The sequence below is a fragment of the Steroidobacter cummioxidans genome, assembly GCF_003104955.1.
On sequence record NZ_LSRW01000004.1, the window covers coordinates 56,443 to 77,928 of the forward strand.

The 21,486-nt window shown below is 62.0% G+C and carries 20 protein-coding genes; 13 read left to right on the plus strand and 7 right to left on the minus strand.

Annotation, left to right across the window (positions count from 1 at the left end; all coding sequences use genetic code 11):
- The first annotated feature begins 1 nt into the window (after position 1).
- Positions 2–676: a response regulator transcription factor gene (locus D0550_RS34565; RefSeq protein ID WP_161965602.1), complete on the plus strand. Its 675-nt coding sequence runs from the start codon at positions 2–4 to the stop codon at positions 674–676.
- A 229-nt stretch (positions 677–905) separates the two neighbouring features.
- Here D0550_RS34565 and D0550_RS37085 read toward each other — a convergent pair whose 3' ends face one another.
- A complete protein-coding gene (locus D0550_RS37085) occupies positions 906–1,115 on the minus strand; it encodes a helix-turn-helix domain-containing protein (RefSeq protein WP_116807538.1) in 210 nt (69 codons plus the stop codon).
- Between the two features lie 200 nt (positions 1,116–1,315).
- Between D0550_RS37085 and mprF the strand changes: the two genes are divergently transcribed.
- The 4 genes from mprF to ygiD all read left to right on the plus strand — a co-directional run bounded on the left by mprF (position 1,316) and on the right by ygiD (position 6,448).
- Positions 1,316–3,868: a bifunctional lysylphosphatidylglycerol flippase/synthetase MprF gene (mprF, locus tag D0550_RS02565; RefSeq protein WP_206606053.1), complete on the plus strand. Its 2,553-nt coding sequence runs from the start codon at positions 1,316–1,318 to the stop codon at positions 3,866–3,868.
- A complete protein-coding gene (locus D0550_RS02570) occupies positions 3,865–5,205 on the plus strand; it encodes an AcvB/VirJ family lysyl-phosphatidylglycerol hydrolase (RefSeq protein WP_116807540.1) in 1,341 nt (446 codons plus the stop codon). The genes mprF and D0550_RS02570 overlap by 4 nt, the downstream gene beginning before the upstream one ends.
- Before the next feature lie 165 nt (positions 5,206–5,370).
- Positions 5,371–5,568, plus strand: coding sequence for a hypothetical protein (locus tag D0550_RS02575; RefSeq protein ID WP_116807541.1), 198 nt, complete (start codon positions 5,371–5,373; stop codon positions 5,566–5,568).
- A gap of 97 nt (positions 5,569–5,665) precedes the next feature.
- A complete protein-coding gene (gene ygiD / locus D0550_RS02580; RefSeq protein WP_206606054.1) occupies positions 5,666–6,448 on the plus strand; it encodes a 4,5-DOPA-extradiol-dioxygenase in 783 nt (260 codons plus the stop codon).
- 107 nt (positions 6,449–6,555) lie between these two features.
- Here the strand turns inward: ygiD and D0550_RS02585 are convergent, their stop codons facing one another.
- From D0550_RS02585 to D0550_RS02600, 4 genes are all read right to left on the minus strand, one after another.
- Positions 6,556–6,966 (minus strand): DUF4168 domain-containing protein, encoded by a 411-nt coding sequence (locus D0550_RS02585; protein ID WP_116807542.1) that lies wholly within the window; start codon positions 6,964–6,966, stop codon positions 6,556–6,558.
- A gap of 144 nt (positions 6,967–7,110) precedes the next feature.
- Positions 7,111–8,031, minus strand: a complete 921-nt coding sequence (locus D0550_RS02590) for a DUF533 domain-containing protein (RefSeq protein ID WP_116807543.1) — start codon at positions 8,029–8,031, stop codon at positions 7,111–7,113.
- A 314-nt stretch (positions 8,032–8,345) separates the two neighbouring features.
- Positions 8,346–9,242 carry a DMT family transporter gene (locus D0550_RS02595; protein WP_161965621.1) on the minus strand — a complete coding sequence of 299 codons (897 nt, stop codon included), beginning with the start codon at positions 9,240–9,242 and terminating at the stop codon, positions 8,346–8,348.
- Positions 9,243–9,448: 206 nt separating this feature from the next.
- Positions 9,449–11,293: an ABC transporter ATP-binding protein gene (locus tag D0550_RS02600; RefSeq protein ID WP_116807545.1), complete on the minus strand. Its 1,845-nt coding sequence runs from the start codon at positions 11,291–11,293 to the stop codon at positions 9,449–9,451.
- 86 nt (positions 11,294–11,379) lie between these two features.
- Here D0550_RS02600 and D0550_RS02605 point away from each other — a divergent pair, with 86 nt between their 5' ends.
- The gene (locus D0550_RS02605) at positions 11,380–11,814 is read left to right on the plus strand and encodes a hypothetical protein (RefSeq protein ID WP_153067009.1); all 435 of its coding nucleotides are present in this window, start codon (positions 11,380–11,382) and stop codon (positions 11,812–11,814) included.
- A gap of 94 nt (positions 11,815–11,908) precedes the next feature.
- Here the strand turns inward: D0550_RS02605 and D0550_RS02610 are convergent, their stop codons facing one another.
- Together D0550_RS02610 and D0550_RS02615 are read right to left on the minus strand one after the other, a co-directional pair.
- Entirely contained in the window at positions 11,909–12,928 is a 1,020-nt protein-coding gene (locus D0550_RS02610; RefSeq protein ID WP_116807547.1) for a sulfate ABC transporter substrate-binding protein, read from the minus strand.
- Between the two features lie 35 nt (positions 12,929–12,963).
- The gene (locus D0550_RS02615) at positions 12,964–14,394 is read right to left on the minus strand and encodes an OprO/OprP family phosphate-selective porin (RefSeq protein ID WP_161965604.1); all 1,431 of its coding nucleotides are present in this window, start codon (positions 14,392–14,394) and stop codon (positions 12,964–12,966) included.
- A 430-nt stretch (positions 14,395–14,824) separates the two neighbouring features.
- On the opposite strand from D0550_RS02615, the gene D0550_RS02620 reads away from it, so the two are divergent.
- From D0550_RS02620 to trpA, 7 genes are read left to right on the plus strand one after another with little or no spacing between them, the layout of a single operon-like run.
- Entirely contained in the window at positions 14,825–16,210 is a 1,386-nt protein-coding gene (locus D0550_RS02620) for an anthranilate synthase component I family protein (RefSeq protein ID WP_116807549.1), read from the plus strand.
- The gene (locus D0550_RS02625) at positions 16,207–16,812 is read left to right on the plus strand and encodes an anthranilate synthase component II (protein WP_241520697.1); all 606 of its coding nucleotides are present in this window, start codon (positions 16,207–16,209) and stop codon (positions 16,810–16,812) included. The genes D0550_RS02620 and D0550_RS02625 overlap by 4 nt, the downstream gene beginning before the upstream one ends.
- Entirely contained in the window at positions 16,809–17,852 is a 1,044-nt protein-coding gene (gene trpD, locus D0550_RS02630; RefSeq protein ID WP_116807550.1) for an anthranilate phosphoribosyltransferase, read from the plus strand. The genes D0550_RS02625 and trpD overlap by 4 nt, the downstream gene beginning before the upstream one ends.
- A 2-nt stretch (positions 17,853–17,854) precedes the next feature.
- Positions 17,855–18,733 (plus strand): indole-3-glycerol phosphate synthase TrpC, encoded by an 879-nt coding sequence (locus tag D0550_RS02635; protein WP_116807551.1) that lies wholly within the window; start codon positions 17,855–17,857, stop codon positions 18,731–18,733.
- Positions 18,730–19,329 (plus strand): phosphoribosylanthranilate isomerase, encoded by a 600-nt coding sequence (locus D0550_RS02640; protein WP_116807552.1) that lies wholly within the window; start codon positions 18,730–18,732, stop codon positions 19,327–19,329. Before D0550_RS02635 ends, D0550_RS02640 begins: the two co-directional genes overlap by 4 nt.
- On the plus strand, positions 19,326–20,570 hold the full coding sequence (gene trpB, locus D0550_RS02645; protein WP_116807553.1) for a tryptophan synthase subunit beta: 1,245 nt from the start codon (positions 19,326–19,328) through the stop codon (positions 20,568–20,570). The genes D0550_RS02640 and trpB overlap by 4 nt, the downstream gene beginning before the upstream one ends.
- On the plus strand, positions 20,570–21,340 hold the full coding sequence (gene trpA, locus D0550_RS02650; RefSeq protein ID WP_116807554.1) for a tryptophan synthase subunit alpha: 771 nt from the start codon (positions 20,570–20,572) through the stop codon (positions 21,338–21,340). Before trpB ends, trpA begins: the two co-directional genes overlap by 1 nt.
- Positions 21,341–21,486 lie beyond the last annotated feature (146 nt).

Here is a 21,486-nt window from a genome sequence, read left to right on the forward strand (position 1 = left end):
CATGAGAATCCTGGTTGCCGATGATGATGCCGATTTGCGGGCACTGATTGGATTCACGCTGATGCAGGCGGGGTTCGATATCTGTACCGCGGTAGACGGGGAGAGCGCCTTGCTGGCATTCCAGCGCGACTCCCCGGATATGGTGCTGCTCGATATCAACATGCCGGAGCCGAACGGCTTGAAAGTCTGTCGCGAGATTCGCGGCCGCTCGCCCGTGCCCATCATGATGTTGACGGTGCGAGATGTGGAAGAAGATCTCATCGAGGCGTTCGATTCGGGCGCGGATGATTACGTGCACAAACCTTTCAGTCCGCGAGCCTTGCTGGCGCGGGTGCGAGCGCTGATTCGACGCTCCGAGCCGTTCGATGCGGGGCCGGTGACAGCAGGTCAGTTGCGCTTGGATCCGGATCAGCGCAGCCTGCAATTCGGCGCGGCGCCGCCGATTCGACTCACGCCGCTGGAGTTGAAAGCAATTCAGCTGCTGATGATCACGCCGGGACGAACGGTGACCGCGGAAAAGTTGTTACTTCATCTGTGGGGGCGCGCCACCGCCCGCGAGCGCCGCACGCTCAAGCAGCTCATTTATCGCTTGCGCCACAAGATCGAAACGGATGCGTCGGCGCCGGAAGTGCTGCAGACCACGCCGGGTGCCGGCTACAAGCTGGTGGCTGACTAAGATCAAGTCGCTATCTGTTCATAGCGCGTAACCACCGAGCCGGCCGCCGATCGCCCCAGCGCCGCTGCAGCTGACCGACCTGTGACCTGACATCGACTGACCGCATGACCCGCGCCCTGTAGATTGGCCACCAAGCGACACAGCAATCGACAAGGGGTTGCGGTGTCGCAGGCTGCAAGCCGTTTATCCCCCTGGGCCGGCAGTCTGTTCACCCTCTCGTCGCTGACCCTCACCGGCGACGAGAGGGTTCTTTTCCGCCGCCGCTTTCGTACTTTGTTACGAATGCCGGCTGCACGCTGACCTTCTCCGCCAACTGTGATTGCGACAATGACGCGCGCTGCCGCGCGCCCGTGAGCATGTGTATCAGTTGCCGATGTGGTGTTGTTGGAAGCAACTTCATAGGGCGTCGATCCTGCCGGCGGATATCCCATTTCGACATACTCTAACAGTTCACAAAACGGGGTAAATGCGAGCGCTGACCCCCGTTTGGACCGCGGCCTCAACGAATTGTCCGACCATGACAAGTTCTTCATGGTGCCCGGCGGCGGGCCAGCGGCTTGTGTCAATAACGTAATGTTCTTGTGACGGCCGCGCGGCAGAATGCTGCTTACTTGCGGTGAGCTCAGGAAATCACGGACTGTGACCGAGGCAGTGAGCGGTTGGGCAAAGTGGCGCATCTGGCTGATTGCGGCCGGTGCCGGCCTGATCAGCTTGCTGCTGTTCGATGCTTTCCGGGTGCTGCTCGCCGAAGTGCATCTCTCCAAGGTCATGCAGCAGATGGAAGCCGAGCCGCTGCAGAACCTGCTGCTCGCCCTGCTGGCGACTGCCGTGAGCTATCTCGTGCTCACTGGCTACGACATGTCCGCCATGAAGTACGCCGAAGTGCGCATCCGCCGTTCGACGGTCCTGCTCACTTCATTTATTGCGTATGCGCTAGGGAATACCGTCGGCTTGGGCGTTCTGACGGGCGGTGCCGTTCGCATGCGGCTGTATACGGCGGCAGGTATCGAGGCGAACAAGGTCGCGGAAGTCATCGCCTTCAATGCCAGTGCGTTCACATTCGGCACCGCTGCGTTTGGTGCGGCCGGTCTGTTGTGGGGGGCGGATGGCGTTGCCCAGCTCGCCCATATGCCCGCATGGCTGCTGCGGGTGATCGCCGTGGCGGTGTTGCTCGGCGTGGCTGGATTCATCGCGCTCGCTGCGCGGCGCCGCGAAGTCATGATCGCCTGGCGTTGGAAAGTGCGCATGCCACCGGCGCGGCTGGCCGTGCAACAGCTGGTGATTTCGGCGCTGGATTTGATCGCCTCAGCCGCGACGCTCTGGTTCCTGTTGCCGTCCGGCGCCGTCGCGCCGGGCGAGTTCATGGCCTGGTACTCGATCGCGCTGGTGCTCGGCATCCTGAGCCATGTGCCCGGCGGTTTGGGTGTCTTCGAAGCTGTCATTCTGCTCGCGTGCGGCGACCGTGCGCCGGTGGAGCACATCGTCAGCGCGTTGGTGCTCTATCGAGTCATCTACTATTTGTTGCCGCTGGTGCTGGCCGCCGTGTTGCTGGCCGTCTATGAAATGCGTGTCGGCATCGCGGCGCCGATGGGTCGGGCAGCAGTACGACTGTCACCGATGTTGCTGGCAACGATGACGTTCATCGCTGGCGGTTGGCTGCTCGTCTCGGGCGTGACACCAGCATCTGCACAAGCCACTGACATGCTGGCCCTGCGCGTGCCGCTGCCCCTGGTCGAGGCGTCGCACTTTCTCGGCAGCGTCACCGGTCTTGCGATGATCGTAGTCGCGCGTGGCTTGTTACATCGTCTGGATGCCGCGTGGTGGTCGGCGTTCGTGCTGGCGTTGGTAGCCGCCGTGTTGGCCATGCCTAAGGGTTTCGCGCTGGTGCAAGCGTTCTACCTGGTGGTGCTGGCAATCCTGTTGTACGTGTCGCGCGCCCAGTTCGATCGACGCTCCGCGTTGTTTGCACATCCGCTGCGAGGAGTGTGGCTGATCTCGGTCGTGTGGGTGGTCGCGGCGACAGTGTTCCTGTTGTTCTTCGTTTATCGGCGCGTCGACTACACCAACGAGCTGTGGTGGCAATTCGAGTTCAATGCCAACGCGCCGCGCTCGCTGCGGGCGATGATGGGCGTCATGGTGGCAGGTCTGGGTATCGCGCTGTGGCAGCTGTTGCGGCCATCGCCCGGCGCGCCGGTGCTGCCAACCACTGAAGATCTCGATCGCGCCAGCAAGATCGTGCGTGAACAGCCTTCGGCGGAAGCGAATCTCGCGCTATTGGGCGACAAGCGCTTGCTGTTCTCGGCGCAAGGTAACGCCTTCATCATGTATGGCCGACAAGGCCGCTCATGGATCTCGTTGTTCGATCCGGTCGGTCGGCCGTCGGAATGGCAGGAACTGATCTGGCGATTCATCGAGCTGGCGACGGATCACGGCGGTCGTGCGACCTTCTATCAAGTGCGCGGCGACTCGCTGCCGCTGTATCTCGACGCGGGTTTGCGTGCTTACAAGTTGGGTGAGTATGCGTACGTGCAGCTGCAGGAATTCACCACCAAGGGTTCGAAGCGCTCGCATCTGCGACAGGCCATCAATCGGGGCGAGCGGGATGGGCTCGAGTTCGCCATCGTGCCGCCGGCCGAAGTGACGGCACTGCTGCCGCAATTGCGAGCCGTTTCGGATGCCTGGCTGGAAGGCCAGGACGCGCGCGAAAAAGGTTTCTCGCTCGGCTTGTTCGAGCCTGCGTATCTGTCGCGACAGTCGATTGCGATCGTGCGTCAGCAGGCGCAGATCGTCGCATTCGCCAATCTGCTGTGCACCCACATGAAGAGCGAAGCCAGCGTCGATCTGATGCGTCAGCTGCCGCTCGCGCCGGCGGGCACGATGGATTTCCTGTTCACCAAGCTGATGCTGCATTTCCAGAGCGAAGGTTATCAGCGCTTCGGGCTGGGCATGGCGCCCATGTCGGGCATGGCCAGTCATGAGCTGGCGCCGCGCTGGCATCGGTTCGGTCGCTTGCTGTTCGATTACGGCGAAACGTTCTACAACTTCCGCGGTCTACGAGGTTTCAAAGATAAGTTCGATCCGGTGTGGGAGCCGCGCTATCTGGTTGCCGGCGGTGGTCTGACACCGTTGCTCACATTGGCCGACGTGGCGACATTGATCGGTGGCGGGTTGCGAGGAATCATTGCGAAATGAGGGTGTGTCGCCGCTGGCTGCTGGTGTTGCTGTTAGTGCTTGGATCGCAGGCGCTCGCCGAGACGATTTCGCACGGTCGCTTCGAGAAGCTCACGGTGTATCGGCCGCAGGGCGCGCCAAGCCAGACAGTGTTGTTCTTTTCGGGTGAGCACGGCTGGACGGCCGACCTCGATCCCATCGCACAATCGCTGGCTCGTCAGGGCGCGCTGGTCGCAGGGATCGACACGGCATCGTTCTTTCGCAATCTCGATAAGGACGGTGGCACCTGCGTCTCGCCCGACGGCGATCTGGAAAACCTGAGTCATTTCCTGCAGGCCTATTATCGATTGCCGACGTATCGTCCCGCGCTGCTGGTCGGCACGGCGTCCGGAGCGGAGTTCGTGCACGCAATCCTGGCGCAGGCGCCCGCGGGGACGTTCGGTGGTGGCATCTCTCTGGGCTTCTGTCCGACCCGTGAGTTGAAGAAGCCGCTATGTCCCACCGGTAGAGCAGCAACGTCGCCGCAACTGAGCGCGCCATGGACGGTGCTGCAAGGTGTGCACGACCAACAGTGTCGGACGCAAGCCAGACAATTCCTCGCGAATGTGAAGCAGGCGGAAGTGATTGCCGTGCCGGGAGACGACCACGGTGAAAGCGACTTCCACACCTGGGAGCCGCAATTCGCAGCTGCCTTCCAGCGTCTGGCAGCGCGCACGCGTGGCTTGCCGGAGGTGGGCGCTGCGGAGCTGAAGGGTCTGCCTGTTGTGGAAGTGCACTCGCCCAACAGCAACAGCGACACACTGGCCGTGCTGATCTCCGGCGATGGTGGTTGGGCGGGCATCGACAAGGAGCTCGCAGCTGCGTTGTCAAAGCAAGGGATGCCGGTCGTGGGGCTCGATTCGCTGCGCTATTTCTGGAAGGCGCGTACGCCCGAGGGCACCGCAGCTGATGTGGATCGATTGTTGCGCCACTACCTGAGCGCCTGGAAGAAGCAGTCGGTGCTGTTGATTGGTTTCTCGCAAGGGGCCGACGTGATGCCGTTCGTCGTGAACCGCTTGCCGGCGGCCACGCGCGAGCGGCTGCGCCTGGTTGCGCTGCTATCGCTGTCGGAGACCGCGGTGTTCGAGTTCCATTTGCAGAACTGGATTGGCGCAGCCAAGAACACCATCGCGGTCGCGCCCGAGCTGTCGAGAATGAAAGGCGTTCGCGTCCTGTGCGTCTATGGCGCGGATGAAACAGGGTCGCTGTGCGCCAAGCCGGTGGCTAAATCATTGGACGTCGTGAAACTTAGCGGCGGTCACCACTTCGATGGCAACTACTCCAAGATCGCTGCGTTGCTCTTGAGCCACATGCACTGATCAGTTCGATATGCCGCGACGATCTGAGCGAGGTGGTCACTTCTTGCGTGCTTGCTGTACGCTGCGTCGGCGGATCCCAGTGACGGGAACTGCAGACACCCTGAGGCGTTACTGTGCGCCAGCGCTCAGCGGCGCTTTACCGGAAAGATCCGGGGAGCAGCGAGGATGAACAACAACGTGGACACGCAGACTTGGTGTGAATGGCAGCATTCTGTCGTCATGCTGATTCGTGAAGACTTCAGCGAAGTTCTGACAGAAGTGGGTGAAGAGGACGTGGATTGGGACGCGTGGCGTCCGCTCTACGATCAAGGGCTGTCGCCGCGCGACGCGGTGGCCGACGCTTTCCAGTTGCTACCGGCCTGAAGTCCTCGAAAGACGCATAACACTTATGCGCCGCGGCCCATGGTAAGTGGGGCCGGTCAGTCCAATACTTGATGCTCTGTCACAGCGGAGCTGTCGAGTGAGCGCACCCCAACGTCTGCCCGTGATTTTCTTCGGCCATGGCAATCCCATGAATGCCCTGGCCGACAATGTATACACGCAGGGCTGGCGACAGATCTGCGAATCTTTCCCGAAGCCCCGAGCGGTATTGTGTGTATCGGCGCATTGGTATGTGCCATACACGGCGGTGACAGCCATGCAGTCGCCGCGAACCATTCACGACTTCGGTGGCTTTCCTCGCGAGCTGTTCGAGTTCCAGTATCCCGCGCCGGGCAGTCCCGAGATTGCTGCTGAAGTGGGTGAGCTGCTGGGTTCGGCGGTGACGCTCGACGAGTCGTGGGGGTTGGATCATGGCGCATGGAGCGTGCTGTGCCACTGCTATCCCGATGCCGATGTGCCCGTCGTGCAACTCAGCATCGACGAGACGTTGACGGCGCAAGACCACTATCGACTCGGCCGTTCGCTCGCGCCGCTACGAGAGCAGGGCATTCTCATCGTGGGCAGCGGCAACCTCGTCCACAACCTGCACACGTATGGCTGGGGCCGACGAGTGATGGAGCCGTACGATTGGGCGGTGCGCTTCGAACAACAGGCTCGCGAGTGGATGCTCGCAGGCGATCATGATCCACTGATCAACTATGAGCAGTTGGGTAAGGATGCAGCGCTCTCGGCGCCGACCCCGGATCACTATCTGCCGTTGTTATATGTATTAGGGGCACAGCTGCCCGGCGACCAGGTGACTTTCCCGATCGAGGGCGTCGACGGCGGGTCGATTTCGATGCTGACAGTGCAATTGGGCTGAGCGCAAAAAAGACAGCCCGTGCGGCAAAAACACAGCGGGCTGTCCGGTGCAGGAAAACTCGGCTCCACTGGAAGGAGTCGAATGTGCCGGGTGACGCTATCTAAAAATTAGCCACCACCCTGACGTTCCTGCAACTTCGCGGCGACGCGCTCGCGCACGTCAGCATTGGCCGTCATCGTTTCCACGATCTGATTGAACTCATCGACCTTCAGGCCGGACTTCTCGACCGCGGCGATCATGTCCGACTCGGCTTTCGCCTTGACCTGATCGGCCTGCGCCGGCTCCTTCGCCGTCTGCAGGTCATTCGCAGCCTTTTCCTGAATCGTCTGCACCGCAACGTATGCATCCGCAAACTGCTCGATCTTTTGATCGCTGATGTTGGCGGACGCGGCGGAACTCGGTGCCGGTGCCTGGTTCATCGGCGGTGCGGGCTCTTGTGCCTGCGCCCATGCCGCGGGGGCTGCAACGGCGCTCGCAGCGAACAGCGCGGTGTAAAGAAGGGTGGAACGTACACTCATGAGGATCTCCTCGTCTTGCGGCAATCTCAGTGTTGTGAATACCGCTAGCGCTGACGAGGTTCCGCGCGCAAAAACATTTTGTAAATTGCTGTCGTCATGAGCCGACGCGTGTGGTCGGCTGGCGGACGTCACACTCCGCAGACATCAGGTGTTCTTCACCATCGACATCACCTGCGCGGCATCGAGCCCACTGGCCTTGTGCTGAATCTCCGACGCGTACTGCCCTTGTAATTGCTTCGCCTGACCAAGCAATGATTGATAGGTTTGTTGAATCAGTGCGGTGCTCATCTGCCGGCCGCCGGAGTAATAGCGCTTCGCCAGCTGACCGAGCGCATAGGTCGTTGCAAACGAAAATGCGGCACCCGCAGTAGCGCGGCCGAGTCCACGACCCAGTCCGCCAGCGACACTGCCGAGCAGGCCACCGAGCAGCTTGCGGCCAATCTGCTCGACGTATTGCGATGTCAGCCCGACGCCGGCGGTCGCGAGAAATTCACGAATGTGACCTTTGTCGAGCTGGAAGCCGTAGGCCTGGCCGATGCGATACACCATTTTGATCTGCAACGGAATGATGGCCATCGTGGCGAGCGACTGCGGCAACAGCTCGATGGCGCCATTCACTATCGAGTGATTGAGGATGTACTTATCCAGTTCGGCATCGGACAGGGTTGCCTGCGTGTTGCTCAGTGGCGCGTCTGCAAGCGCGGCCGCGTCTTTCTCGACGAGCACTGCTTGCTGGGTGTCCAGGCCCAGTACGCCGCGCAGCTCCTGCAAGAACTTCTGCTCGGCAGGGTTGGTGGCCGCGTCGGCGTCACACACGCACACCGCCATTTCATAGGCGAGCTGACGATGTGACGGATCGGTGAGCACGGCCGCGGCCTGCGCAGCGTTCACTCGCTTGAGCAGCACATTCTGATACAGCTGTGACATTTGTGGCGCGTTGGGCTCGCCGGTCAATGACTCGGCGATGCGCTTGATCTCCTCACGCTCGCGCTCGTCTTTGGCGCCGTCGGCAAACGCCGCAAGCAGGGCGATAGTCAGGACGGCTTCTTGCTCGCGTGCATTCATCGCTACACCTGTCTAGGGCCTGTTAACACTCATTGGATGGGCTGCGTTGTGCCTCCAATCGCCTGCAGCAAGGCGCAAAGCGCAGCCCGTATGTCGATACGGGCAAGCTTTGTAACGTAGCGGCAGGCGATTCGAGGCGCAACCCATATAATGAATAAATATCCTTAGATGGGACGAGCTATTGCGGTTCAGGACGTCGTTGCTCCTCCCTTGTGTGCAGAGAGCACACGGCGGTCGTCCCGCCTAGCCCTGAACCGCAATAGCTCGTCGCAGCCCATCCAATGAGTGTTAACAGGCCCTGGTTCAGCGCTCCGTTACTTCTTTGCCGGAGCGCGCTGTTGACTCAAAGCCACGCCACCCAGGATCAGCGCGCCGGCGACGGCCATGCTGAGGGTGAGCGGCTCGCTCAGGAATACCCACGCCCAGATTACGCCGAACAACGGCACCAGATAAGTCACCGTCGAGGTGCGGGGCGCACCGATGCGATACAACAGCCTGTAATAGAGGAAATACGCCAGGCCGGTGCACAGCACCCCGAGCATGATTGCAGAAAGCCAGGAAAGTGCGGGCACGGGCGCGCTCGGCCAGGTCGAGAAAGCCAGCGGTGCGACCACGATGGCTGCACACATTACCGTGCCTGCCGCCACGGCGCTTGGCGGCAGATCGTGCAAATAGCGCTTGGTGAAATTCCCACCGAAGCCATAGAGGACGGACGCCAAGACGCCAGCGAGCGCTGCCGGCAGTACGCTGCCTCCGGAGGTCTTGCCGCTCGCAAGCACGGCGACACCGATGAAGCCGAGAAGCAAGCCGATCGCGCTACGCTTGCTGATCTTCTCGCCGAACAACAGGAACGCGACGATGCTCGTAAACATCACGACCGTCGCGTTACTGATGGCGACCACGCCAGCCGGCGCGCGTTGCGCGGCCCATGCAAACAGAACGAACGGTGCGGCGGAATTGACGATGCCGAGGCCGAGGAAGCGCCACCAGTGCGATGGCTTGATCTGATCTTTTACTCGCAACAGGAATGGCAGCAGGATGAGCGCGCCCAGCGCCAGACGCATTTCGACGAGCGCGAACGCGCCGAAATCCTTCGCGGCGATACGCATGAACAGAAACGAGCTGCCCCACACTGCGCCCAGCAGCAACAACTCCGCCGGTGTCAGCCAGGTAGCAGTGGCAATGGGAGCGGCTGCGGCCGCTGACCGCAGTGAAGTGGGTTCAGAGCTGGACATGAAGTGGACCAGGAAAGTTGGCGGCGCGCCTTCATTGACGGCCCCAGGCGCGCGACAGAAATATCATTTGCGACCTGCGCTGTCACTGTGTTTGCCCGATATCGGGACGCACTGCGCTGGTGGAATACCTTTAGTTGATGGAGCGGCAGGCATCGATAACCCTGATCTAACGATGCTGCTCATCAGCGGTAGCCTTTGGCTTGTAGCGAGAACAGGTGTGCGTAGTGGCCGTTCAACTCCATCAGCGCGTCATGGCTGCCGCGCTCGATGATGCGGCCGTTCTCGATCACTACGATCTGATCCGCCATGCGCACGGTGGAAAAGCGATGCGAGATCAGGATCGCGATCCGGCCGCGGGTCAGTGTCCGAAAATGCTCGAAGATGGTCGCTTCGGCGCTTGCATCCATTGCCGACGTAGGCTCATCCAGCACCAGGATGTCGGCACGCGAGCGCATGAAGGCGCGTGATAGAGCGATCTTCTGCCATTGCCCGCCCGACAGCTCGCGGCCGTCGTTGAACCATTTGCCCAATGGGGTGCGATAGCCGGCCGGCAACGCTTCAACGATGGGGGCCGCCATACCTTTCTCGCCCGCGTCACGCCAGCGCTCTTCGTCTTCGAAATGGCGCACGTCGCCGGCTCCGATGTTCTCGCCGAGTAGCAGCTGATAACGAGTGAAGTCCTGGAAGATGACGCCAATGCGATCGCGCAGCGCGGCTTCGTCCCACTCGCGCAGGTCCTGGCCATCGAGCAGGATGCGGCCGGAGTTCGGCTCATACAAACGAGTGAGCAGCTTGATCAGCGTCGTCTTGCCCGAGCCGTTCTCGCCGACCAGCGCGAGCGATTCGCCGGGGCGGATGTGCAGATCGATCTCGACCAGCGTCGGCTGTTCGGCGCCGGGATACGTGAAGCTCACTTTCTCGAAACGAATGCCGTCGTCCGGCTGCGGGCCATGCACGGCCGCGCCTTTGTCATTGTTCACCGGCGTTTCGAGATAGTCGTACAGCGTCGACAGGTACAAATTGTCTTCGTACATGCCGCCGACCGCGGACAGGATCGCCGACACCGCCGACTGGCCCTGTCGGAACAGCATCAGATACATCGTCATCTGACCCAGCGTGATGCGTGTGGCGATGGCGGAGAGCGCGATCCATGCGTATGCGCCATATAACGTTCCGGTCGCAATCAGGCCCAGGAAAAAGCCCCACGTGTCGCGACGAATCGTGAGATTGCGATCCTCGTGATAGAGCTTGTTGAAAATGTTCCGGTAGCGCTCCAGGAACAAGGGGCCCAGGCCGAACAGCTTCACCTCTTTGGCGTGATCCTCGCGAGCCAGCACGGTTTCCAGATACAACTGCATGCGTGTTTCGGGCGAGCGCCACAGGAACAGGCGGAATTTGTCGCCGGAGAACTTGGCCTCCGCCAGGAACGCGGGCAGGCCGGCGAGGATCAGCAGCACCACGGCCCAGGGCGAGAAGTGCAGCAGCAAGGAGCCGAAGCTCAAGAGCGAGACTGCGTTCTGTAGCAGACCGAACGTGCGCGTGACCAATGACAGCGGACGGCTCGACGCTTCGCGTCGCGCGCGGGTGAGCTTGTCGTAGAAATCGGAGTTCTCGAAATGCGACAGGTCGAGCGTCAACGCTTTTTCGAGGATCATGACGTTGACGCGCTGGCCGAGCTGAGCGCGTAACAGCGATTGACACAGATTCAGGCCGCGCTGTGCACCGGCGATGGCGGCAACCAGCACACCTTCGCCTGCCACCAGCCACAACGCATGTTGGGTCAATGCTTCGCGGGTGTCGGCTGAAGCCTGAATGGAAGCCACTACGGCGTCGACGATCAGCGCGCCAACGTAAGCGACTGCAGCGGGCAACGCGCCCGCAATCAAAGTCAGCAGCCCGAACGCGATTGTGAGCGGACGGCTGGTGGTCCACACGAGCTCCAGCGCGCGTGTGCTATAGGCAAATACGCCAGCGAAACCTCGCGCCAGTTCAGGTTTGGCATTGGCAGGGCGACGCAACGAGCTCATGCGCACTTCATCGTCGATTGCTTTGTCATTTGCAGCAGCACAGAATCTCCAACATCACATTCATTTATCCGAGAGATAGCTATCTCATGAGCAACCCCGGGGACAAGCGCTTCCAGGCGCCTGGCAAGGACACCAGCGAACCCGCCGAGGACTCACAGGCCGACAAGCGCTCCGGACGAATCTCCTATGATGAGCGCGGCAATTCAGTCTGGGAATGGCAACTCGAGACCGGCGTCTACAGCCGCGACATCAGCACGCAGCGCCTGAAGAAGCTCGATCTGAACGACCTGTCCATTGCCGACACCGCCATCAATCGGCGTCCGCCCGGGCTCGGCGGCAGTAATCCTTACGACAATTCCTCGACACCCCGCGGCAACGTTGACAGCAATCCCTACAATAGTGGCGGGCGCGCGCCACTCAAGCCCGCCGATCCCAAGCGTAAGCCGACCGACCTGAAGAAGCTGCAGGAGTGGATGGAGCTGCGCAAACGCGTCGAGCAGAGCAAGCGCGACGACGAATAGAGCGCACAAAAAGAATGCCCCCTGCCCGGCGCAGAGTGCATCTGGCTGAACGGAGGCGCCCCATCGAGCGCTGGCGCGCTCAGCTCGAGGCTGGTTACTTCGGCGCGTAAATCTGATCGAACACGCCGCCGTCGGCGAAGTGCACCTTTTGCGCCTGGGCCCAGCCGCCAAACTCCTGAATGGTCACCAGGTTCAGTTTCGGGAAAGTCTTCTCGTATCTGGCCGCCACCGCCGCATCGACCGGCCGATAGAAATTCCTGGCGATGATTTCCTGGCCTTCCGGGCTGTAAAGGTACTTCAAGTACTCGGTTGCCACCTCGCGCGTGCCCCGGCGCAGCACCACCTTGTCGACCACCGTCACCGGCGGCTCGGCCAGAATGCTCAAGCTCGGCACCACGATCTGCACCTTGTCCGGGCCCAACTCCTTGATGGACAGGAATGCCTCGTTTTCCCACGCCAGCAGTACGTCACCGATGCCGCGCTGGACGAACGTCGTCGTCGAGCCTCGCGCGCCGGTATCGAGCACGGGCACGTGGCTGTACAGCTTTTTCGTGAATTCCTTCGCCGAGGCTTCGGTGCCCCCGGGTTGCTTCAAGGCCCAGGCCCAGGCTGCGAGATAGTTCCAGCGCGCGCCGCCCGACGTCTTCGGGTTCGGCGTAATGACCTGCACGCCTGGCTTGATCAAGTCGCCCCAGTCTTTGATGCCTTTGGGATTGCCTTTGCGCACCAGGAACACGATGGTCGAGGTGTAAGGCGATGAGTTGTGCGGCAGACGCGATTGCCAGTTGACCGGCAGCAGCTTGCCGGTCGTCGCGATGGCGTCGATGTCGCCAGCCAGCGCCAATGTCACAACGTCGGCCGGCAGCCCGTCGATGACGGTGCGCGCCTGTTTGCCCGAGCCGCCGTGCGATTGTTTGATCGTGACTTTGTCGCCGGTCCTTTTCTGCCAGTACGCGGAGAACGCCTTGTTGTAGCTCTCGTACAGCTCGCGGGTCGGATCATAAGAAACATTCAGCAGAGTCACGTCGGCAGCCTGCGCCACCGTACCGCTCAGCGCGACGCCGGCGAGCGCGATGCCCGCCCACCTGCGCCATGAAACAAGCTTGGAACCCATGGTCGTTGTCTCCAGTAGTAAGTGAATGAGAAGGATTAAAAGCCGAGCGCGAAACGGGTGAACAACGCTTTCTCGTCGGGGCGATCGCCGGTGGCAGCGCCGCCGTCGAAATGAGTGACGTCGTAGCCGAGTGACCACTTGTAGTTCTGGGTCAGATACCAGTTCACGCCTATGCCCCAGGCGCTGGCTTTGCTGGCGGCGGTGGCGATGTTGGCGAATGAGTTGGCGCCGCCGACGAAGGCGTCATCGTCGATGTCGAGCTGGTGATAGCGCGCGACCAGTTCAAGCGCGCCCCACGTGCCTTTGCTCGGATCGAAAATCGACTGCGGGGTGTAGCCACGGAACGATTCAGCCTCGCCCGTCACGAACCACGCGAGCTGCACTTGCCAGGCGGTGTCGTCGAGTCTGTCACGACGCAGTCCCGCGGTCGGCGTGAGTCGCGACACCTCTTGAGAAACTGTCACGTACTCGCCCAGCACGCTGAAGCTGCCGATCGAGTAGTAGGCTTGCGGCGTCCAACGCAGACGCTCGCCGTCGGCGATCGTGCCATTCACAGCGGGCGTCGTGCCGCTCGCCGCAGTCGTGCCGCGATAGCTGAAGAATATTTGCTGGCCAGGCGTGCGATAGCTGGGCAGAAGTGTCGTGGTCGTGTCGCCCGTCGTATTCACATACGTGCCTGCGATGCCAAAGCCGAGACCGCGCAGCGCGAAGTTGTCCGAGTTCAGGAAGGGCTGGAAAAATACGCGTGCCGCCCAGTCGCCCCTGGTGTCGTTCTCTACATCAGGTGTCGGCGTGTTGTTGTCGCTGCTGCTGCCGTCGCTGACGCCATTGAAATACCCGACCGAGTAGTTCACCACGCCGCCGGCGAGGTCGCCGCCCAGTTGCAGACCCAGATCGCGATTGGGCACGAGGTCGGTGGGCAGGCCGCGCTCGATGAAACGCAGATCGGTGGCCGACATGAGGCGCTCCAGACCTACGGGCACTTTGAATTTGCCTGCGGTCACGACGGCCCATGGCTGCAAACGGGCGGCGAGGAATGCATCGAGGATGATCGTGCGACCGCCGCCGAAGTCCGGCGTGAAGCGAAAGTCATAAATGTTGTTGAGCGTGCCTTCGAACGTGGGACGCACGCGACGCAGAATCCAGGTGTTGGCGGTCGCAGGCGTGAAGTCGTCCAGGAAGTAACGGCCATCGAAGTGCAGCACGCCCCGAAAGCGCAAGACGTTGGCGCCGTCGGCGGATTGAATACGGAAGCCTTGCTGAGGCGAGGCGCGCACGATCGGCGTCATGGGGACTGCAGCTGCGGTCGCTGCCTCACTCAATTCGAGCTTGCGCTCGAGGATTCGAATCCTCTGTTCCTGCGCTTCGAGCCGTTCGCGCAGGTCGGACAACTCGTCTGCTCGTGGACCGGCGGCGGCCAGGCTCAGCATCAGTCCAATGCTTACAGACAGCAGATTCGATGACATAAAACTGCCCCTGAGGATCGTTGCAATGACACGCTGCCTCAGACGGTCGCCCATACCCATCGAGGAAGGCCATCGTAGGAGCGGGCAGGTGAAGGATCAGTCGGGGGACCGTGACAAACGGGTCGTAAGCCCGGCGGGTAGGTAGATCTTGCGGATCCCGGCAGGTACCCGGGGGCTAAGCGATTGCATACAAGGAAGTTGACTCCCCCTTGGGCGGCCGGTAATACTCACGCGCATGACTCCGACGCTTGCAACGCATCGCTGGTGGTGGCGACCCTCACAGGAGAGGGCCGCTGGAGCTTGTTGGGCGTAACAAACACACACTAGCCAAGCATCCAAAGAACCCATCTCCGCGCACCGATCCGGAGATGGGTTTTTTTATCGCCCCTCGCCGGACCGAAGAGCACGGTTCAACGCCGAGGACAGTTCAGTGCAACCACCCTTCGACATCGCCGCAGACCTGGACACGCCAGTCTCGGCCTATCTGAAGCTCAAGCCGTTCAAGCCGCGCTTTCTGCTGGAAAGCGTCGAGGGCGGCGAGCGGTTGGCGCGGTATTCCTTCATTGGCTTTGGCGATTGTCTGGAAGTCCGCCTCGACGAACGGGGCTTGAGCATCGACGGACGCATCGGTCCGCCCCCACAAACCCAGGCTGAATTGCTGAGTGCACTGCGCAGTGCACTGGCGCGCGCACCGCAGCCCAGCCCGCAGATTCCCGGCGTCCCCTTGCCGGGCGGCCTGGTCGGTGCGGCGAGCTACGACCTAGTGCGGCGCTTCGAGCGCCTCCCGCCGCGAATTTCGCAGACTGAGCCCACCCCCGAAGCACACTACCTCGCGCCTCGATCGCTGCTGGTCTTCGACCATCTCACTCGTGGCGTCGCGCTGTTGCATGCCGGGAGCGATAGTGAGCGCATTGCCCTGCGTCGTGAGGTGGTAAAGGCATTGCGAGGTGCCATTCCCGCCAGCGACAGGAAGATCAAATATTCGCCGGCCGTCGGCAGTCTGACCGAAGAGCAATACATTCAGGGCGTGCATCGAGTGAAGGAATACATCGCCGCCGGCGATGTCTATCAGCTGGTGTTGTCGGTGCGCTTCGCCGGCCTGTGCGATCTGGAGCCGTTCGAAGCGTATCGAGCGCTGCGGCTGCTCAATCCCTCTCCTTATATGTACTTCTGCGAGCTGGGCGATGCGACCATCGTCGGCTCTTCGCCCGAAGCATTGGTGAAATTGTCACGCGGCCGCGGCTCGATGCGTCCCATCGCCGGCACCCGGCCGCGAGGGCGCGATTCGATCGAGGACGCCTTGTTGCAAAAGGAACTGCTCGCCGATCCCAAAGAAAACGCCGAGCACATCATGCTGGTCGACCTGGCTCGCAACGATCTGGGGCGGGTCGCGAAGGCCGGCTCGGTTAATGTGAATCCTTATCGCAGTATCGAGCGCTACAGCCACGTGATGCACATCGTGAGCGGCGTGAACGGTGAGCTCGCTCCCGGCAAAGATGCATTCGATTTGTTTGCTGCCGCGTTTCCCGCCGGCACGCTGGTGGGAGCACCGAAGGTGCGCGCGATGGAAATCATCGATGAGCTGGAGCCCGTCCGACGCGGCTTCTACGGCGGCACGGTCGGCTACTTCGGTCACGGCGGCGACATGGATCATGCGATCACCATCCGCACCATGGTGTTCCGCGGCGACACTTATAGTTTCCAAGCTGGCGCTGGCGTGGTCGCGGACAGCGTCCCGGCGGCTGAATATCAGGAAGTCCTGGCCAAGAGCGCCATCGTGCGTCGTGCGCTCGCAATGGCGGAGGAGGGGCTGTGAGCACTCAAGAAACAGCACGTTTGCTGCTGATCGATAACTACGATTCGTTCACTTACAACCTGGTGCAGGCCTTCATGGTGCTGGGTGCCGACGTGCTCGTGCATCGTAACGACAGCATCACCATCGAGCAGGCGAAATCGCTGAATGCCACGCATCTGTGCATTTCGCCGGGCCCGGGTACGCCGTATGACGCGGGCGTGTCGATGCGCATGATCGAGGCGTTCGCCGGCGAAGTGCCGATCTTCGGCGTGTGTCTCGGCCACCAATCGTTGGTGGAAGTCTTCGGCGGTAAAGTCGTGCGCGCCGGTCGTCTCATGCACGGCAAGACTTCCCTCGTGCATCACGACGGCAAGAGCATCCTGCAGAACATGCCCGAGCCGTTCGAAGCGGGCCGTTATCACTCGCTGATCGCGCAGCCCGACACGCTGCCCGAGGTGCTCCAAGTGACGGCGCGCACCGATGAAGGCGAGATCATGGGCGTGCGGCACAGAACGCTCAACATCGAAGGCGTGCAGTTCCATCCCGAAAGCGTGCTGACCCCGCAAGGACCGGTGCTGATGGGCAACTTCCTGCAGCAGCGTTCCGGCAAGCGAGCGGCATGATCATGCGCCAGACGCTCGAACGATTGCTCGATGGCGACAACCTGAGCGAGCAGGAAGCTTCGGAGCTGCTCATCGCACTAACGGATCCGACGCTTCCTCCGGCTATGGGCGGCGCGGTCCTCGCGGCGCTGCGAGCCAAGGGCGTTACGGCGGATGAAGTGCGCGGTTTCGCCAAGAGCATGCGTAAGCTCGCGCGTCGACCGGAATTGCCGCCGGGTGGGCCGCTGGTCGACATGGTCGGTACCGGCGGCGACGGTTCGGGAAGTTTCAATCTATCCACGGGTGCGGCGTTGCTGGTCGCATCGATGGGCATTCGCGTCGCGAAGCACGGCACGAGCTCTGTTTCCAGTCGCAGCGGCAGCGCCGATGTCATTCGCGCGCTCGGTTTGAGCTTGCCGCTCGATGAGCGAGTGTCGGGCGAGTGTCTCGACGCCACTGGCTTCACATTCTTCTTTGCGCCTCACTATCACCCCGCGATGAAAGCCGTGATGCCGATCCGGCAGGCGCTCGGCGTGCGCACGGTGTTCAACATCCTGGGACCGCTGTCGAATCCGGCCGAGCCGGAGTTTCACTTGATCGGCGCATACGACGTCGACATCGCCGAGCTGATGGCCGAAACCATGGCGGGCATGCCGCTGCAGCGCGCTTACGTCGTGCACGGCGCGTCGGGGTGGGACGAGGCCACGCCGATCGGTCCTTTCACCGTGTTCGATGTCACGCCCGGCAGGGTTGTGCGTGCGACGCGCAGCGCCGAGGAATTCATGCTGCCCCAGTGCAGTGCCGAGGAGTTGAAGGGCGGCGATGCGGCCTACAACGCCGAGCATCTGCGCGCCGTTCTGGAAGGCCGGGAACAGGGTGCCCATCGCAACGCGTTGATCTTGCAAGCCGCCCTGGTGCTCGAATTGCTCGGCAAAGCCGCTTCGGCGCAGGATGCGGCGCACATGGCACAGGATGCCATCGAGAGCGGCGCCGGGCGGCGTCTGCTGGAAAAATTGACGGCTTTCGGCCACAAGCAATCGGCCGCGGGCCAGGGGCGCTGAACATGTCCGGGCTGCTGACTCAAATGACTCAATCGAGCCTTGCACGGCTCGAAGAAGCGCGTGCGCGCGAATCCGAAAAGGCGTTGTGGGCGCGAGCCTCCGACATGCCTGCGGCGCCGCCACTGCGGCTGTCGCCGGAGGGCTTCGATGTCATTGCCGAATGCAAGCTGCATTCGCCCTCGGCCGGCGATCTGTCCGCCAATACCAGCGACGTGGAAAGTCGCGTCACCGAATATGCATGCGGTGGTGCAATGGCGGTGTCGGTGCTCACCGAGCCGCTGCGCTTCGGCGGTCAGCTCGAACATCTGACGCGTGCCGCGCGCGTGCTCGCACCTTACAACGTGCCGGTGATGCGCAAAGATTTCCTCGTCGATCCTTATCAGGTGATGGAAGGGCGTGCGGCGGGTGCAGGCGGTGTGCTCGTGATCGTGCGCATGCTCGACAAGAGCCGCATCACGGCACTGCTCGACTGTGCGTGCATGTTGAAGATGTTCGTTCTGCTCGAAGCGTTCGATGCCGCCGATCTGCAGATCGCGCGCGAAGTGCTGGCGCTGCGAAGAAGTCACGACGAGCAGATCCTGGTCGGGCTCAACTGCCGCGATCTCGACAAGCTCACCGTCGAGTTGTCGCGCTTGTCCGAGCTGGCCGACAGCATGCCGCCGGGCTTTGCGCCGGTTGCCGAGAGCGGCGTGAACACGCTCGATGACGTAACTACCATCGTCGGTCTTGGCTATCGTGTCGCGCTGATCGGCACGACACTGATGAATTCGCCGAAGCCGCGCGAGCTGCTGGGCAAGATGCTCGCCACCGGTCGTCAGACCGCGATGAGCATGGCCACTCGCAAGCTGCGCATCGCGAAGGGCGAAGTGCGCGAAGAATGATGTGGGTCAAGGTTTGTGGACTGACGACCGCGGATGCCGTTGCGGCTGCAGTCGATGCCGGAGTGAATGCAGTCGGCTTCGTGTTTGCGGAGTCGAGGCGCAGGGTTACTGCTCGACAAGCGGCTGAACTGGCGCGCGATGTGCCTCGTGACATCTTGCGTGTCGCAGTGATGTTGCATCCATCGCAGGTCGAACTCGATGAAGTCTGGTCGCAGTTCCGGCCCGATGTATTACAGACCGACGTCGACGATCTCGCGACATTGCAGGTGCCCGCTGAGTTGCAGGTAACACCGGTCTTTCGCGCCGGCCGCAAGCTGCCGGCGACGTTACCGACGCGGCTGCTGTTCGAAGGCCCAGTCAGCGGCACGGGCGAGACGACGGATTGGTCGGCCGCTGCCAGCCTCGCTGCACGTACGCAGCTGATATTGGCCGGCGGGCTGAATCCGTCGAACGTTGCTGACGCGATCGCGGTCGCAAGGCCGTTTGGCGTCGATGTGAGCAGCGGCGTCGAAGCGCGGCCCGGGGTGAAGGATTCGCAGAAGATTTATGACTTTGTCCGAAACGCACGTGCGGCGGACAACGGAGCAATGAAATGAAACATTCCTTGAGCAAGAGCGAGCAGCAGGCGCTGATTGCCAATGTCCAGCAGGACGCCTATCCCGACGAGCGCGGCCGCTTCGGGCCCTTCGGCGGCCGTTACATTCCAGAAACCCTGGTGCCGGCGCTGGATCGCCTGCAGGTCGGTGTCGATCGCTATTTGCGCGATCCGGAGTTCCTGCGCGAGTTTCACGACGAGCTGCATAACTGGGTTGGTCGTGCCACACCGCTGACTTTCGCGCGGACGCTGTCGGAGAAGTGGGGCGCGGAGATCTGGTTGAAGCGCGAGGATCTCGCGCACACCGGCGCTCACAAGATCAACAATTCCATCGGCCAGGTGCTGCTGGCGAAAAAGCTCGGTGCGAAGCGAGTGATTGCCGAGACGGGGGCGGGTCAGCACGGTGTGGCTTCGGCCGCGGCGTGTGCACGCCTGGGCATGCCCTGCACGGTGTATATGGGCTCGGTCGATATGGAGCGCCAGGCGCCGAACGTGGGCCGCATGAAGCTGCTCGGCGCCACCGTCGTTCCCGTTACCAGCGGCGATAAAACATTGCGCGCGGCGGTCGACGAAGCATTGCGTGACTGGGTATCCGATCCAAACGGCACGTATTACTGCTTAGGCTCGGCGATCGGCCCGCATCCTTATCCATACATCGTGCGCGAGCTGCAGTCGGTCATTGGCCGCGAAGCGCGCGTGCAGATTCTCGAGCGCACGGGCAAGTTGCCTGACCTCGTGGTTGCGTGCGTCGGCGGCGGCTCGAATGCGATCGGAATGTTTCATCCGTTCGTCAAGGACGCAGGCGTGCAGATGCTCGGCCTCGAGGCAGGCGGCAGCGGCTCGGGTCTCGGTCAGAATGCGGCGTCGATCGCGTACGGCACGCCGGGCGTTCTGCAAGGTTGTTTCTCGTTGTTGTTGCAGGATGAGAACGGCCAGATCCAGGAAACGCATTCCGTGTCGGCAGGCCTGGACTATCCCGGCGTCGGCCCCGAGCACGCCTTGCTGGCGAGCATCGATAGGGTGAAGTACGAGGCCGTGAATGACGATGACGCGCTGGCGGCGCTGGCCGAATGTTGTGCGGCCGAAGGCATTCTGCCCGCAATCGAATCGTCGCACGCGCTGGCCGGTGCGAAACGTTACGCCCTCGCCAATCCGGGCAAGCGCATCCTGATCGCGCTCTCGGGTCGCGGCGACAAGGACATGCCGACGCTGCAACGTACTTTGTTGAAGGATGTGCTCTGATGTCTGCTCGTGATTCCGTCAGCACCGCGATTCGCAACCGGCGTGCGACCGGCCAACCGGCGTTGATCGCTTACATCACCGCCGGCTTCCCCAAGCGCGAAGGTTTCATTCAGCAACTGAACGCCGTCGGCGCAGTGGCGGATGTCGTGGAAATCGGTGTGCCGTTCACCGATCCCATGGCCGACGGCACGACCATTCAGCGCTCCAGCCGGGTCGCGCTGGAGCAAGGCGTGTCGTTGCGTTGGATTCTGCAAGAGCTGACGCGAGCCGAAGTGAAGCCGCAGTCGCCATTGTTGCTGATGAGCTACCTGAATCCGTTGCTGGCGTATGGCATCGACAAACTGCCCGAGGATGCCGCTCGCGCCGGCATCGCAGGATTCATCGTCCCCGATCTGCCGTTCGAAGAAAGTCACGAGCTGCGCAATGCTCTGGAGGCGCGCGGTCTTGCGCTCGTTCAGTTTGTCACGCCGGTGACGCCGACCGAGCGCATGCAGATGCTCTGCGAAGGCAGCAGCGGCTTCATTTATGCAGTGACCATGACCGGTACCACCGGCAAGAACGTGGCAGTGCCCGAGGAAGTGCTGGAGTACTTCGGTCGCGTCAAGAAAGTCTCGCCGGTGCCGGTGTGCGCAGGCTTCGGCATTCGCAGTCGCGAGCAAGTGCAGCGACTGGCGCCGTACATCGACGGCGCGATCGTCGGCTCGGCACTCGTGGAAGTGTTGGAGCGCGGTGAGGATCCAGCGAAATTCCTGCGCTCACTGCGCGAGTGAGTGGGTCGCGAGCGCGATTGTCGTGCGCGCGCGACGGTAAATATTTCCGATTGATGAATGCGCCGCTACATCTGCGTGATGGGGCGGCGCGGCTGGTCCATCGTTCACTTGCGTTGCAGGCGCGAGTTTGGGAACAATCCGCGGAA